This is a genomic window from Streptomyces sp. TLI_55, from assembly GCF_900206255.1.
Taxonomy (GTDB): Bacteria; Actinomycetota; Actinomycetes; order Streptomycetales; family Streptomycetaceae; genus Streptomyces; species Streptomyces aquilus.
In genome coordinates, this window is record NZ_OAOJ01000001.1 from 2,546,351 (window position 1) to 2,560,078 (window position 13,728).

At 72.0% G+C, this 13,728-nt stretch carries 14 protein-coding genes; 7 read left to right on the forward strand and 7 right to left on the reverse strand.

Features of this window, described 5'->3' with window-relative positions; all coding sequences use genetic code 11:
• Positions 1-10: 10 nt before the first annotated feature.
• Positions 11-712 carry a class I SAM-dependent methyltransferase gene (locus tag CRP56_RS11880; RefSeq protein WP_079308727.1) on the forward strand — a complete coding sequence of 234 codons (702 nt, stop codon included), beginning with the start codon at positions 11-13 and terminating at the stop codon, positions 710-712.
• 96 nt (positions 713-808) lie between these two features.
• Positions 809-1,888 (forward strand): S1C family serine protease, encoded by a 1,080-nt coding sequence (locus CRP56_RS11885; protein ID WP_097263072.1) that lies wholly within the window; start codon positions 809-811, stop codon positions 1,886-1,888.
• A 45-nt stretch (positions 1,889-1,933) separates the two neighbouring features.
• Here the strand turns inward: CRP56_RS11885 and CRP56_RS11890 are convergent, their stop codons facing one another.
• Entirely contained in the window at positions 1,934-2,146 is a 213-nt protein-coding gene (locus CRP56_RS11890) for a hypothetical protein (RefSeq protein ID WP_097263075.1), read from the reverse strand.
• A gap of 140 nt (positions 2,147-2,286) precedes the next feature.
• Between CRP56_RS11890 and CRP56_RS11895 the strand changes: the two genes are divergently transcribed.
• The gene (locus tag CRP56_RS11895) at positions 2,287-3,489 is read left to right on the forward strand and encodes a bifunctional adenosylcobinamide kinase/adenosylcobinamide-phosphate guanylyltransferase (RefSeq protein ID WP_097263077.1); all 1,203 of its coding nucleotides are present in this window, start codon (positions 2,287-2,289) and stop codon (positions 3,487-3,489) included.
• On the opposite strand, the gene CRP56_RS11900 is transcribed toward CRP56_RS11895, so the two are convergent.
• Positions 3,478-3,999, reverse strand: coding sequence for a methyltransferase domain-containing protein (locus CRP56_RS11900; RefSeq protein WP_097263079.1), 522 nt, complete (start codon positions 3,997-3,999; stop codon positions 3,478-3,480). The two genes, CRP56_RS11895 and CRP56_RS11900, sit on opposite strands and share 12 nt — an antisense overlap.
• A 137-nt stretch (positions 4,000-4,136) precedes the next feature.
• On the opposite strand from CRP56_RS11900, the gene cobT reads away from it, so the two are divergent.
• The 3 genes from cobT (at position 4,137) to CRP56_RS47520 (ending at position 7,668) form a co-directional block, all read left to right on the forward strand.
• Complete coding sequence (gene cobT / locus CRP56_RS11905; protein WP_097263081.1) at positions 4,137-5,213, forward strand: nicotinate-nucleotide--dimethylbenzimidazole phosphoribosyltransferase; 1,077 nt, start codon at positions 4,137-4,139, stop codon at positions 5,211-5,213.
• A gap of 71 nt (positions 5,214-5,284) precedes the next feature.
• Complete coding sequence (locus CRP56_RS11910) at positions 5,285-6,967, forward strand: phosphatidylglycerol lysyltransferase domain-containing protein (protein ID WP_097263083.1); 1,683 nt, start codon at positions 5,285-5,287, stop codon at positions 6,965-6,967.
• The gene (locus tag CRP56_RS47520) at positions 6,964-7,668 is read left to right on the forward strand and encodes a hypothetical protein (protein ID WP_179850991.1); all 705 of its coding nucleotides are present in this window, start codon (positions 6,964-6,966) and stop codon (positions 7,666-7,668) included. The genes CRP56_RS11910 and CRP56_RS47520 overlap by 4 nt, the downstream gene beginning before the upstream one ends.
• Here CRP56_RS47520 and CRP56_RS11920 read toward each other — a convergent pair.
• Positions 7,608-8,372, reverse strand: a complete 765-nt coding sequence (locus CRP56_RS11920; protein WP_097263085.1) for a hypothetical protein — start codon at positions 8,370-8,372, stop codon at positions 7,608-7,610. The genes CRP56_RS47520 and CRP56_RS11920 overlap by 61 nt on opposite strands.
• A gap of 136 nt (positions 8,373-8,508) precedes the next feature.
• On the opposite strand from CRP56_RS11920, the gene CRP56_RS11925 reads away from it, so the two are divergent.
• Positions 8,509-9,297, forward strand: coding sequence for an adenosylcobinamide-GDP ribazoletransferase (locus CRP56_RS11925; RefSeq protein WP_257040675.1), 789 nt, complete (start codon positions 8,509-8,511; stop codon positions 9,295-9,297).
• On the opposite strand, the gene CRP56_RS11930 is transcribed toward CRP56_RS11925, so the two are convergent.
• The 4 genes from CRP56_RS11930 to pelF are packed head-to-tail and all read right to left on the reverse strand — an operon-like array spanning position 9,294 to position 13,628.
• Positions 9,294-10,070 carry an endo alpha-1,4 polygalactosaminidase gene (locus CRP56_RS11930; protein ID WP_097263089.1) on the reverse strand — a complete coding sequence of 259 codons (777 nt, stop codon included), beginning with the start codon at positions 10,068-10,070 and terminating at the stop codon, positions 9,294-9,296. The two genes, CRP56_RS11925 and CRP56_RS11930, sit on opposite strands and share 4 nt — an antisense overlap.
• Entirely contained in the window at positions 10,067-10,693 is a 627-nt protein-coding gene (locus CRP56_RS11935) for a spherulation-specific family 4 protein (RefSeq protein ID WP_097263091.1), read from the reverse strand. The genes CRP56_RS11930 and CRP56_RS11935 overlap by 4 nt, the downstream gene beginning before the upstream one ends.
• On the reverse strand, positions 10,690-12,105 hold the full coding sequence (locus CRP56_RS11940; RefSeq protein ID WP_097263093.1) for a hypothetical protein: 1,416 nt from the start codon (positions 12,103-12,105) through the stop codon (positions 10,690-10,692). Before CRP56_RS11940 ends, CRP56_RS11935 begins: the two co-directional genes overlap by 4 nt.
• Positions 12,102-13,628, reverse strand: coding sequence for a GT4 family glycosyltransferase PelF (gene pelF, locus CRP56_RS11945; protein ID WP_097263095.1), 1,527 nt, complete (start codon positions 13,626-13,628; stop codon positions 12,102-12,104). Before pelF ends, CRP56_RS11940 begins: the two co-directional genes overlap by 4 nt.
• Positions 13,629-13,728: the final 100 nt, after the last annotated feature.

The following is a 13,728-nucleotide window of genomic DNA, read 5'->3' on the forward strand; positions in this document are numbered from 1 at the left end:
ACAGGAGCTGGTGGCCCGGCAGCTCGACGAGCAGATAGCCGGACGTTTCCCGGTCGGGCAGCGACTGCGCGTGCTCGACGTGGGCATGGGCCAGGGCACGCAGGCGCTGCGGCTGGCCCGGGCCGGTCATCAGGTGACCGGCGTCGAGAAGGACGCGACGATGCTCGCCGCCGCCCGGGAGTCCCTGGCGGGTGAGCCGGAGGGCATCCGGGAGCGGGTGCGGCTGGTCCAGGGCGACGGCCGGGACACCGGGGTGCACTTCCTGCCCGGCAGCTTCGACGTGGTGCTGTGCCATGGCGTGCTGATGTACGTCGAGGAGCCGGACGCCCTGCTGGCGGGCCTGGGGCGGATGCTCGCGCCGGGCGGGCTGGTGTCGCTGCTGGTGCGCAACGCGGACGCGCTGGCCATGCGGCCGGGGCTGTCCGGTGACTGGGCGACGGCGCTCGCCTCCTTCGACACCGTCTCGTACACCAACCGTCTCGGCCTCGACGTACGCGCCGACCGGCTCGCGGCGCTGACCGCGACGCTGGCCGGGATCGGGGCGCCGCTCCAGGCCTGGTACGGCGTACGGGTCTTCACGGACACCGCGGTGGACGGGGCGGAGATCCCGGCCGACCTGGAGTCGCTGCTGGCGGCCGAGGAGCGGGCCGGGCGGACCGATCCGTACCGGGCGGTCGCGGCGCTGCTGCACCTGTGCGGGGTGCGCGGCTAGGGCCTGTCCGCGGCACGATCCGCCGGACAGGCCCTGAAGCGCCCGTTCGGGGGTACAGCGCAAGCCGGACATTCACTCTGAAGTGAGACTCGGGGCATGGACGCTCACCGCCGCCGTGCCCCACGCCTTGTCACGCCCTTCGCCGCGCTCGCCTGTTGCGTCGCGCTGCTCGCCGGATGTTCCGGCTCCGGTTCCTCCGGTTCTTCCGGTGAGCGGCAGGACCCGACCACCCAGGCCGCCGCTCCCGCCGTCGACAACGCCCTCCAGGACGCCTACCAGAAGGTCATCAAGGAGGTCCTGCCGTCGGTCGTGCAGATCCAGGCCTCCGGTGACCTGGGCTCCGGGGTGGTCTACGACGACAAGGGACACATCGTCACCAACGCGCACGTCGTCGGCAACGAGAAGACCTTCCAGGTCACCACCGCCAACAACGAGAACACCCTGTCGGCGAAGCTCGTCTACTCCTATCCGGAGCAGGACCTCGCCGTCATCAAGCTGGACAAGGTGCCGGACGGGCTGAAGGCGGCGACGTTCGCGGACTCCTCGAAGGTCCAGGTCGGCCAGATCGTGCTGGCCATGGGCTCGCCGCTCGGACTGTCGTCCAGCGTGACGCAGGGCATCGTCTCGGCGACCGGACGGACCGTCACCGAGGGCCGCTCGGACGGCGGTACGGGCGCGACGATCGGCAACATGGTGCAGACCTCCGCGGCCATCAACCCCGGCAACAGCGGCGGCGCCCTCGTCAACCTCGACGCGCAGGTCATCGGCATCCCGACGCTCGCCGCGACCGACCCCAACTTCGGCAACAGCGCGGCACCCGGGATCGGGTTCGCCATCCCCGCGTCCATGGTGAAGACGGTCGCCGGCCAGATCGTCGAGAACGGCAAGGTCACCGACTCGGGCCGGGCCGCGCTCGGCATCACCGGGCGCACGGTCGTCGACGACAGCTTCCAGGCCGCGGGGGTGGCCGTCGTCGAGGTGAAGAGCCGCGGGGCCGCGGACAAGGCCGGTCTGGAGGCCGGCGACATCATCACCAAGCTGGGTGACACCGACGTCACCACGATCACGTCCCTCTCCGAGGCACTGGCGGCAAGATCGCCGGGTGACAAGACGTCGGTGACGTACACGCGGGACGGGGACGAGAAGACGGTGGACGTGACGCTGGGCGAGCAGTGAGAAGGGGGCGGCCCGAGCAGGCCGCCCCCCTTTTTCTCCCAGGTCCTACGCCTCCTCGGCGTGCAGGCTCATCGGACCGTAGATCTTCGTGTCGTCCTCGAAGAGGTGCACCTGATCCGCGCCGCCCTCGACAAGGTCCTTCCAGAACTCGCCGACCCATGATTCGGCGTCGCCCTGGGTGGTGAACTCCTCGGGCTGCACCGCGGGCTGGACCTCCGTCCCGTCGGCCTTCTCGAATCGCCACGTCCATGCCGCCATGTACGCCTCCCGGGTATGACTAGGGTTCAGAGCCTATTCGGTTGTCTGCGGCTGCGTGGGGGGTGATCGCGCAGTTCCCCGCGCCCCTTAACGGCATGCAGCGCGCGCATGATCAGAAGTTACCGGCGAAAATCTGTCTTGTGGACGTGACTTTGCTCGGTACCGGGGGGCCCACGGGGCTGCCCCGGCCCTCCTGCCCCTGTTCCTCGTGTGCTGTCGCGCTCGGTGTTGACGCCCGGGCCGCCACCGCGCTGCTCGTCGACGGGGCGCTCATGCTCGATCTGACGCCCGGTGTCGCCTTCGCCGCCGCTCGGGCCGGGCGCTCGCTCGGGGGCGTACGGCAGGTGCTGTTGTCGCATCCGCAGGTCGGGCCCGCCGTGGAGGTGCCGGCGGGGCTGCCGCAGCCGGGGCGGGTGCCGGACGGGCGGGAGTTGGCGCTGCTGACGGGGCATCGGGTGCGGGCGGTGGCGATGGACACGCCCGGCACCGGGTACGCGGTGACCGGGCCGGACGGGCAGCGGTTGCTGTATCTGCCGCCCGGGGGCGCTCCGGCGGGGCTGGAGGAGAACGGCAAGGACGTGTACGACATGGTCCTCGCCGATGTCGTGGGGCGGCCGGACGCGCTGGCCAGGCTTCGGGCGGTGGGGGCCGTGGGGCCGACCACCGATGTCGTCGCCGTGCATCTGGACCACGACGTGCCGCCGGGCGGTGAGTTGCGGCGCCGGCTCGCGGCGGCGGGCGCGCGGGCCGTGCCCGACGGGACGACGCTGACCGTCGGCGCCTACGAGGACGTACCGGATGTGCCGCGGCGGACGCTGGTGCTGGGCGGGGCGCGGTCCGGGAAGTCGGTGGAGGCCGAGCGGCGCCTTGAGGCGTTCCCCGAGGTGCTGTACGTGGCCACCGGCGGGACGCGGAACGGGGACGGGGAGTGGGCAGCGCGGGTCTCCGCGCACCGGGAGCGGCGGCCGGGCTCCTGGCGTACGGCGGAGACCTGTGACCTGGTGCCGCTGCTGGCCGAGGAGGGGCCGCCGCTGCTGATCGACTGTCTGTCGCTGTGGCTGACGGACGCGATGGACGCCGTCGGGGCGTGGGACGACGCGGAGTGGGCCGGCGGCGGGGAGCGGGCGCTGCGCAAGCGGGTGCGGGAGTTGACGGACGCGGTGCGGGCGACCCGGCGGACCGTCGTCGCCGTGTCGAACGAGGTGGGGTCGGGGATCGTGCCCGCCACCGCGTCCGGGAGGCGTTACCGGGACGAACTCGGGCGGCTGAACGCGGCGTTCGCCGGGGAGTGCGAGCAGGTGCTGCTGGTGGTGGCGGGGCAGGCGCTGGTGCTACGGGGCTGAGGTCTGCTGCGCCTGTCTGCGGGCGATCACTCGCGTCGTCCTCGACAGGCGGTCGAGGGCGGGGGGGCGGGTGGTCGGGAGGATCGTGCAGTGGGCGGCTTCGAGTTCCCCGCGGAGCGCGTCGGTGGCTCCCTCGGTCTCCACCAGCACATGGCCGCCCGGGCGGAGGAACGTCAGGACCGCGCCGAGCTCCGTGACCGGCTTCAGGACGCTGATCACGTCGTAGCGGGCGGTCAGGGCCTGGGTGAGGTGCGGGGCCGCCGGGGTGCCGATGTAGGCCTCCTCCAGTCGTTCCGCCTCGCGGGCCACGAGCACGGCCGTGGTCGTGTCGAGGCCGTCGAAGGAGGTGTACGGGAAGAACGCCTTGGCCTCGGCCGGGAAGTGGGCCTCGCCGGTGCCGACGTCCAGCCAGCTCTCCGGTTCGGGGTTCAGGCGCAGCATCGCGCGGGCCGTCGAGCGGTGGCGCCGTCTGCGGTCGAGGTCGGTGAGTCGGGCGCGCAGGCGTTTCATGGGGGCTCCCTGAGACATACGACAATCCACTGCAAAACGGAACGTATGGGATCTCGATCTTGGGAGCAACGACGTGCGGTGTGCGTGGTGCCCCTGTGCCGCCGTTCCGTTCGACCGGTGCCGGTACTGTTCGGCGAATGAGCTCGCTTAATCTCGACGACTTCTCCGATCTGATCGAGCGCCCCGACGGCGGGGTGCGCCGCGACGCCGAGGCGCGTCGTGAGCGCCAGATCGTGCCCCCCGGGTCGCTGGGCCGCCTCGACGACCTCGGTGAGTGGCTGGCCGCCGCGCAGTCCGCCGTGCCGGTACGTCCGGTCGAACGGCCGCGGGTGGTGCTCTTCGCCGGTGACCACGGCATCGCCGAGCTCGACGTCTCGGCCCGGCCGGCGGGCAGCGCCGGGGAGTTGGTGCGCGAGGTGCTGGAGGGCGGGCGGCCGGTGTCGGTGCTCGCGCGGCGGCTCGGGGTGCCGGTGCGGGTCGTCGACATGGCGCTGGACACCGACCCGGACACGCTGCCGGAGGACGTCGTACGGCATCGGGTGCGGCGCGGCAGCGGTCGTATCGACGTCGAGGACGCGCTGACCCTGGAGGAGGCGGAGGCCGCGTTCCGGGCCGGGATGGCCGTCGCCGACGAGGAGGCCGACTCCGGTACGGATCTGGTGGTGCTCGGCGATGTGAGCGTCGGCGGGACCACGGTGGCGGGCGTGCTCATCGCCGCGCTGTGCGGGACCGACGCGTCGGTGGTGACCGGGCGGGGCGGGCTCGCGATCGACGACCTGGCGTGGATGCGCAAGTGCGCGGCGATCCGGGACGCGTTGCGGCGGGCGCGGCCGGTGCTGGGCGACCAGTTGCAGCTGCTCGCGACCGTGGGCGGCGCCGACCTCGCCGCGATCACCGGGTTCCTGTTGCAGGCCGCGGTGCGGAAGCTGCCGGTGGTCCTGGACGGTGTGGTGGTCGCCGCCTGTGCGCTGGTCGGGCAGCGGATCGCCTTCCGGGCGCCGGACTGGTGGCTGGCCGCGCACGACTCCGGGGAGCCGGGTCAGGCGAAGGCGTTGGACCGGATGGCCCTCGAACCGCTGCTCGACCACGGAGTGCGGGTGGGAGAGGGCGCCGGGGGGCTGCTGGCGCTGCCGTTGGTGCAGGCCGCGGCGGCCTTGGCGGCCGAGCTGCCGGAGAAGGCGGCTCTTGGCGAGGAGCCGGAGAAGGAGGAGTAGCCGACGGCCGGTTCGGCACCGCCGTCGTGGTTGAGCAGTGTCACGGCGAGGGAGTGGTTTGATCCCACTTCATGGGATACGCACGTTTTGCCGTCTGGTACCTCCGGCTCGTCGCGTTCGTCAACTTCCTCAGTGCGGTGTGGGTGTCCCTGGGGCAGGACGTGCGGCGGCACAACCAGGAGGATCTGTTCACGCCGTATCTGCTGACCGCCGGCTTCGCCTCCGGGGTCTTCACGGCGTTCCTGGCGATCACCATGCGGCGCCGCAAGCGGGCCGCATGGCTGCTCAACCTCGGCCTGAGCGGGGCGTTCCTCGCGCTGCTGGCGTTCGCCATGGTGTTCCCGGAGATCCGGCGGCATCCGCAGAACTGGGTGTCGCTGGGCCTGACCGCCGCCTTCGTGGGCGCGCTGGTGCTCGGGCGGCGGGAGTTCTACGCCAAGGGCGACCGGGCCAACCCGAAGCTGGCCGCCGCCGTCGGCGCGGGCGGACTCCTCGCCTCCTCGCTGCTCGCGGCGCTGCTGGTGACGGTGACCAACGAGCGGCACTCCACCTTCGCCGCCTGCTGGCGCTACGGCACCCTGCGCCTGGTCTCCATCACCGACTTCCGCTCCCCCGGCATCGCCACCCCCAACTGGGTCGACGTCACCGTCAACGGGCTCAGCACGGTCCTCCTCCTCGCCGTCCTCTACGCCGCCTTCCGCTCCCGCCGTGCCGTCGACCCGCTCACCGACGACGACGAGAAACGGCTGCGGGAGCTGCTCGACCGGCACGGCGAGCGGGACTCGCTGGGCTACTTCGCGCTGCGCCGGGAGAAGAGCGTCGTCTGGTCGCCGAGCGGCAAGGCCGCCGTCGCCTATCGCGTCGTGGGAGGTGTGGCCCTGGCCTCCGGGGATCCGCTCGGCGACCCGGAGGCCTGGCCCGGCGCCATCGAGCCGTGGCTCGACCAGGCGCGGGCGCACGGGTGGATCCCGGCGGTGATGGGGGCGAGCGAGGAGGCGGGGACCGTGTACGCGCGGCACGGGCTCGACGCGCTGGAACTCGGGGACGAGGCACTGGTGGAGGTCGCCGAGTTCACCCTTGAGGGGCGGGCCATGCGGACCGTGCGACAGGCCCACAACCGGGTGCGGCGGGCCGGGTACGCGGTGCGGATCCGGCGGCACGAGGAGATCCCGGCCGTGGAGATGGCCACGCTGGTCAAGCGGGCCGACGACTGGCGGGACGGGGCCACCGAGCGCGGGTTCAGCATGGCGCTGGGGCGGCTCGGGGACGCGCGGGACGGGCGTTGTGTGATGCTCGAATGCACGGACGCCGTAGGTGACTTGAAGGCTCTGCTGTCGTTCGTGCCGTGGGGGCCGCACGGGCTGTCGCTCGATCTCATGCGGCGGGACCGGGACTCCGACAACGGACTGGTCGAGTTCATGGTGATCGAGCTGCTGCTGCGGGCCCGCGAGATGGGGATCACTCAGGTCTCGCTCAACTTCGCGATGTTCCGGTCGGTCTTCGAACGTGGTGGACGGCTCGGTGCGGGTCCGGTGCTGCGGCTGTGGAGGTCGCTGCTCAGCTTCTTCTCGCGCTGGTGGCAGATCGAGTCCCTGTACCGCGCCAACGCCAAGTACCGGCCCATCTGGGAGCCGCGGTTCCTGCTCTTCGAGAAGAGCGCGGACCTGCCGCGCATCGGGCTCGCCTCGGCGCGCGCGGAAGGGTTCCTGGAGCTGCCGGGGGTGCACCGGACACACCTGGAGAAGCAGAGATGACGACACTCGCCCGCTGGGCCCGTACCGAATGGGGGCCGCTGTACGTCGCCGTGCGCGGGCCGCTGGTGCGGCGGCGGTGGCGGGCGGTGCCGATGACGATCGGGGCGGTGTGTCTGACGGCGGTGCTGCACCTCGTGCACAACCAGTCGTGGGGCTTCCGGTTCGTCGAGGACGTGGGGGCGGTACGGGCCGAGGACCCGCTGTGGCTGGCTCTGCTCCGTACTCCGCTGTCGCTGTTCGTCCCCGCCCTCGACCTCCCCGTCTGGGGCGCCCTCGCCCAGATCCTGCTGGTCTTCGGCATCGCGGAGATCTGTCTGGGCTGGTGGCGCACGCTCGTCATCGCGTACGTCGCCACGCTCGCCGGCACGCTGTACGCGCGCGTGGGCATCTGGCTGGGCCCCGACAGCCCGTTCGGCCTGCCCGCCTCGGACGCGCTGGTCGTCGACACCGGCCCGTCGGCGGCGGTGGTGGGGCTGGCCGTGTTCCTCGGGTGGCGGTACCGGGCGTACGTCACCGCGGGGGTGGTGATCGGCGCGATGGTGGTCGAGGTCGTACTGAAGGACAACCTCGCGGGCAAGGAGCATCTGGCGGCGATCGTGGCGGTGCTGGCGCTGTGCGGGGTGTCGGCCCTGCGGCAGCGTCACCGGCGGCCGGCTTCGAGTGCGGGGTCCGGGTCGGGCTTGCCGCCGATCAGGTCCTGAAGGCGGCGGCGGGGGCCCGCCCAGCGGCGGTCGTGGCGGTAGGCGCGCAGGGTGGCCTTGGCGCGGGCCCGGGGGCGGCGGCGGTAGAGGCGGCGGGCCCAGGGTGAGCCGGGGCGGGCCAGGCGGACGAGCCCGATGATGCCGACGAACGGGACGACCACGCTGAAGATCGCCATCCGCGTCTTGCCCTTGAGGAGCACGCCGAGGGCGAAGAGGAAGTTGATCAGGACGGTCGAGATGACGCTGCCGCGGTCCTTGAGCTCCTCCTGGCTCATGTCGTTGACCCCGAACGGGGCAAACCCGGACAGCATCAGCCCGACCAGCGCCGCGGTGAGGACGACGACCTCGACGCTCTGTCTGCCCTCCTCCGTCCAGTAGACGTCGTCCAGGTGCAGGATCAGCGCGAACTCGTCCAGCACCAGACCGGCGCCGACCCCGAAGACCACCGCGAACGCCGCCGACCCGAAGCCGTGCCGTCCGCTGGCGACCGCCCCGAAACCGCCGAGGACCGTCAGGATCACCCCGGGCACCACGTGGTGGATGTGCACCCCGCCGGAGCTGATGTTGCCGAACGGCCCCTTGCCCGCGCGGATGAGGCGGGTGATGACCCGGGTGACGAGGAAGGTGACGACGAACGCGGTCAGGGCCAGGAGCAGGGGCAGTTTGCCTGGTTCGACGATGTTGCGGTGCAGCCAGTGGCCCATGGGCCCAGTGTCGGTCCAGGAGGGGCAGCCCGCCCGGCGGGTGCGGCGACCGGGGTACGGGGGCCGGGTGGTGGGCTGTCGGGCGGGGCGGTGGCCGCTGTCTGGCGGGGCCGGTGGCCGGGCTACTCTTCCGGGCGTGTCCACGTCTCCGCAGGTCCACGGCCGTCTCCACGGTCTCCGTTTCGCCTTCGGCACCCTGAGTGTGCTCCCCGTCCGGGTGAGCCGCTGGGACCGGGAGGCGGCGCGCGGTGGCATGCTGTGCGCCCCGCTGGTGGGTGTGGTGATCGGCGGGCTGGCGGCGGGCGTCGGGCTGGCGCTGCTGTGGCTGGGCTCGGGGGCGCTGCTCGCCGCGGTCGGCTCGGCCGCGGTCCCGGCCGTACTGACCCGGGGCCTGCATCTCGACGGCATCGCCGACACCGCCGACGGACTCGGCAGCGGCAAGCCCGCGGAGGACGCGCTGCGGATCATGAAGCAGTCGGACATCGGGCCGTTCGGGGTGATCACCCTCGTCTTCGTGCTGCTGGGCCAGGTGGCCGCGCTGGCACGGGCCTACGACGACTCCTGGACCCGGGGCGCTGTGGCCACCGTCGTCGCGGCGGTCGTCGCGCGGCTCGCGCTGACCCTGGCGGCCCGCGCCGGGGTGCCGGCCGCCCGGCCGGAGGGGCTGGGGGCGGCGGTGGCGGGGGTGGTGCCGGTGGGGGGCGCGGTCGGGGTCGTCGTCGCCGTGCTGGTGGCGGCGGGCGGGGGTGGGCTGCTGGTGGGGAGCTACGGTCCTGTCGTCGCCGTCGTGGCCGCCCTTGCCGCCGCCGAGCTGCTGCTGCGGCACTGCACGCGCCGCTTCGGCGGGATCACCGGGGACGTGTTCGGCGGGCTCGCGGAGACCGCGGCGACGACGGCGCTGGTCGTCCTCAGCTTCGGCGGCTAGCAGGCCCGGCGCCACACTCCCAGCTCGTACTTCTTCGCCATCGAGCTCAGCTTCAGCCGGCGCGACTGGGCGCAGAAGGCACTCGTCGGCAGCTCGTACTCCACGTGGAACACGGCCTTGCCCGCCTTGATGAAGGGCGTGTTGGCCGCGCACTCGTCGTACTGGGCGCACTGTTCGTTGACCGCGAAGTCGAAGTCGTGCACCAGCTGCGGGATCTGGTCCAGGTCGTTCTTCAGGCCCACCGCCATGCCCCGGTCGTGCGCGAGCTTCGCGATCAGACGGTTGTAGCGGAGCTGGTCGGAGGCGTGGAGGTCGAATCCCGTGCGGTTCTTGTAACCGTCCATGTTGTCCGGCTCCACCGCGTCGAAGCCCTTGTCCTTGCACATGTCCATGCGGGCGGCGATGAGCGGCTCAAGGACATCGACCTGCCGGATGTCCAGCCAGCGCTCGCCCTCCCAGCCGTTGCCGCGGCCGATCACCGACTTGGGGAACTTCTTCGCGTCGGGCCGCCAGTCCTCCCAGGCGCCGGTGGAGAGGTAGCAGATCACCTTGCGGTGCTTGCGGTGCAGGGCGGTCACGGTCGCCTTCGGCTGGTCGAAGCCGTCGATGTCGTAGACCGGGACGTCGACGGAGGTGTCGATCGTCCGGCCGCTCAGCTGCCACTGCCAGGCCAGACCGGGGGTGGGCTGCCAGCGGGGGCTCGGCTTTCCGTCCTGGGCCGTGGTGCAGGCGGCGAGGAGGAGGACGGGCAACAGCCACAGAAGGCGTCTCACTGAGCGGGCTCCAGGGTGTGGGGCAACGTACCCCAAGGATGATCACCCATGCCGGGCACCCCGCAGTACAGATCCGGCCCGTGCACCGCGAGATCCGCGCCACGCGGGACGCCGTACACGAGATGGCACAGCCGTACGTCCGTGCCGCCGCGCCACTTCGGTGGGCCCAGGTGGAGGTACGACTTCCAGGGGCCCTCGAACGTCACGAGGACGTCGGCGATGCGGGCGTAGGAGGGGTGCGGGGCGGTTCCGTGGTTGAGGGCGAGGGTGCCTCGGGCCGCTGTCGCGAGGCGGCGGTAGTAGGTGAATTCGGCTTCTCCTGTGGCCACTTGGTCCAGGAAGGCACCGTCCGTGCCGTACCAGTCGCGGTGGTGGGCGAGGTCGCGGACGACGTCGGTGTGGGGGCGGTGGGCGTAGGCGGTGTCGACGTAACCGAGGGTCCGTACGCCTGCGGCTCTGAGCCGGGCGGCCACCTCGACGAACGCCTCGTCGGGGTGGTCGCCGGGGCCGCTCGCCGGGTTGAGGACGACCGCGTAGAGGTGGGGGGCCGCCGCGATGATCGCGTCCCATTCCGCGGGGCGGACGGACGGGTGCTCGTAGTACGGAAGCAGGAGGTTCGTCATCGGTGGGCGGTCGCTTTCCCCAACAGGGCGCAGGACAGCGCTGCTTGGGCCGTGGCGGCGGTCGCGTACACGGTCAGGGCGACGGTGTGCGGGCTGCCGGTGTGGGTCAGCAGGGCGAGGGTCTGGGCCAGGGCCGCCGTGGAGCAGATCAGTGTCGTGCTGAGGATCGCGCCGAAGGACTGGAGCAGCAGGGCCGTCCACAGGACCGCGCCCAGGAGCAGCAGGGGTGTGGCGCCGATGCCCGTGGTCAGGGCCAGGGCGAGGAGGGTGAGGAGGTAGGTGGTGAGGCAGTGCAGGAGGGTGCGGGTTGTGGTGCGGCGGAAGGTGGTGGGGGTGGTGGTGGAGCGTAGGGCGGTGAGGGTGGAGCTGCGGAGGCGGTGGAGGAGGTATTCGGCGGGGCCCATGCTCAGGGTGAGGACGAGGGCGGTGAGGTTGTCGGTGAGGGCTGCGTGGAGGACGAGGGTGCCGGTGGCCAGGCCGAACAGGGCGTAGGGGAAGGACGCGATGAGTGGGGGGCCTTGGCTTGTTCGTTGTCTGCGGGTGGGTGGGGGCTGGTCGCGCCCACGCGGCGGTAGCCGCACATTCAATACAGCCCCGCGCCCCTTGAGTCCGCAGCCCTGAGGCACGACTTCAAGTGACGCCAGGAGTGTCACCGTCAGCAGGGAAGCCAGCAGCAACGTCAGTCTCGCTGCGTTCGGGACGGGGTGCAGCAGGGTCAGGATTGCCCCTGTCGCCATGGGCGACAGGGCCACCAGCAGTGCTCGTTCGCGGGCCCGTACCAGCAGGATCGTCGAGGCTCCCAGGTACAAGGACTGACCCGCCGCGAAAACCATGGCCCCATCCGCTCTGCCTGACACCAGCCATGCCACCACAGCACCCAGCACCACCCCCGCCGGCGCCCCCAGCAGCAAACTGCGCTTCGCCGCCCTCTCGTCTCCCAACCCCAGCCAGGTGTACGCCCGATGGGCCAGGCCCTGGTTCCAGGTCCAGCCGGTCAGGGCGGCGGCCAGGAGGGGAAGGGCGTCCGCGGCACCGAGTACGTAGGCGAGGCCGGGGAGGGCGAAGAGCACGCCCCGGAGCAGGCAGGTCAACAGGCTGATCCGCCACGGGTCATGGGGCGGGGTCCGGGGTTCGGGGTGGCGGCGGGCGGCCCGTTCGTAGAGTTCCTCGGCCAGCGCGAAGGAGTTCTTCACGCCGTACCGCTCGCGTATCTGGTCGTCCGACAGGCCGTCGGACTCCAGGAGCGCGGCGATCTCGTCGGGGTGGACCGCCGCCGCCACGAAGTCGTCGAGGCGGGCGGCGAGTTCGTCGACGGGGTCGGGGCCGGCCCAGCTGGGGGTGGTGCGCTGCTTGGGGATCGTGGGGAAGGTGTCGGGGCGGGCGCCTGGTGGCAGCCAGAGGGAGCCGCTCACCAGTCGGTTCCGTCCGTCGCGACCGCCGCGTACCAGGGGTCGCGCAGTTCCAGGGTCCAGTCGGTGACGGTCTCGATCGCGGGCTCGTACACCTCGGGCAGCCCCGCGAGTTCCTGGTAGATGGTGCGGAAGGCGTCCACCGAGCGGCGGAGCGTGAAGCGGTCGATCACTCGTTGGCGGGACAACTCGCCGAGCTTCAGCCGGCGTTCGTCGTCCCTGAGGAGGGTCAGGGCCGCTGCCGCCATCTTCTCGGGCTCCCTCGGCGGGACCACCAGGCCGGTGTCGCCGACGGCCTCGCGTACTCCGCCGACGTCCGTCGACACCGTCGTACGGCCGCAGGACATGGCCTCGATGATGGAGAACGGGAAGCCCTCGGAGATGGAGGAGAGCATCACCACGTGGCCGGCGGCGTAGGCGCGCCAGACCTCGCTGATGCGGCCCTCGAAGGTGAGGCCGTCGGTGACGCCGAGTTCGGCGGCGAGCTTCTCCAGGCGGGTGCGGTACTCCTCGCCGCCCGGTGGGACCGGCCCGAACAGGCGCAGGCGGGTTTCCGGGAGTTCGGCGCGGACCATCGCGTAGGAGCGGATCAGGGTCTCCAGGTCCTTGATGGGGTCCACGCGGCCGCACCAGGTGAGGGTGGGGATCTCGGGCTCGGGGCCGGCGTGCGGGAAGGCGGCCGGGTCGACGCCGTTGTAGACAGTGCGGATCTTGTCGGCGTCGGCGCCGCCGCGCTCCTCCCAGCGGCGGTTGTACTGGTTGCAGGGGGTGATCAGGTCGGCGGCCCGGTAGCCGAGGGAGTTGAGCTCGCGGTAGAAGCCGAGCATGAACGCCTTCACCGGCCAGCGTTGGGCGTCGGAGCGGTAACCGAGGTAGCGCTCGCGGAGGTAGATGCCGTGCTCGGTGAGGAGGAACGGCACCCCGTCGAGGGCGTGGGCGGCGAGGGCCGGCAGCGTGGCCAGGCCGCTGCTCACGGCGTGCGCCACCGAGTCCTCCGGGATGCGGACGCCCAGCGGGCGCAGGGCGTGTTCGAGAAGGTCGGTGGCGGTGAGGGCGTCGTGGACCGTGGGGCGGGCGGCGGCCGTGGGCAGGTGCGGCATCGTCCAGATCCATATCAGGGAGCGCAGGGCGGACTCCGTGCGCAGGGCCGCCGACAGCCGTCCGTCGCGGGCGAGTCGGGCCAGGTCGTAGAGGGCCTCACCGAAATCGTGGGGGTCCCCCGCCTCCGGGTCCAGGAAGGAGAGCAGGAAACGCTCGTAGGAGTCGAGGAAGCGGCGCCTCGCCCTGCCGAAGGGGGCGGACCTGCGGCCCGGGCGCGGGCCCCAGGTGGGGACCGAGGTGTGGCGGTAGACGTTCGGTGGTAGCTCCCAGGTCACGGGTTCGCGGCCGCTGCCGGTGAGCGACAGGATGTGGAAGTCGACCTCCGGCATGCCCTTGACCAGCTGGTCGCACCAGGTGCTGACGCCGCCGTGGACATGCGGGTAGGTGCCTTCGGTGAGCATGGTGACGTGTCTGCCCGTGCGCATTGCCGCGCGGTTCTCCCCTGTTGTGCGGATGTTGTTCGGGGGAACTGCGCGCCATGGCCGACTGCGGGTTCGGTGTGGCCGAGCGCGCAGTTCCCCGCGC

Bases quoted from the DNA above. Each gene is read 5' to 3' on its own strand.
- CRP56_RS11910 (WP_097263083.1), top strand. From the start codon at position 5,285: ATGGGATACGCACGTTTTGCCGTCTGGTACCTCCGGCTCGTCGCGTTC.
- cobT (WP_097263081.1), top strand. From the start codon at position 4,137: ATGAGCTCGCTTAATCTCGACGACTTCTCCGATCTGATCGAGCGCCCC.
- CRP56_RS11890 (WP_097263075.1), bottom strand. From the start codon at position 2,146: ATGGCGGCATGGACGTGGCGATTCGAGAAGGCCGACGGGACGGAGGTC.
- pelF (WP_097263095.1), bottom strand. From the start codon at position 13,628: ATGCGCACGGGCAGACACGTCACCATGCTCACCGAAGGCACCTACCCG.
- CRP56_RS11900 (WP_097263079.1), bottom strand. From the start codon at position 3,999: ATGAAACGCCTGCGCGCCCGACTCACCGACCTCGACCGCAGACGGCGC.
- CRP56_RS11885 (WP_097263072.1), top strand. From the start codon at position 809: ATGGACGCTCACCGCCGCCGTGCCCCACGCCTTGTCACGCCCTTCGCC.
- CRP56_RS11920 (WP_097263085.1), bottom strand. From the start codon at position 8,372: ATGGGCCACTGGCTGCACCGCAACATCGTCGAACCAGGCAAACTGCCC.
- CRP56_RS11935 (WP_097263091.1), bottom strand. From the start codon at position 10,693: ATGACGAACCTCCTGCTTCCGTACTACGAGCACCCGTCCGTCCGCCCC.
- CRP56_RS47520 (WP_179850991.1), top strand. From the start codon at position 6,964: ATGACGACACTCGCCCGCTGGGCCCGTACCGAATGGGGGCCGCTGTAC.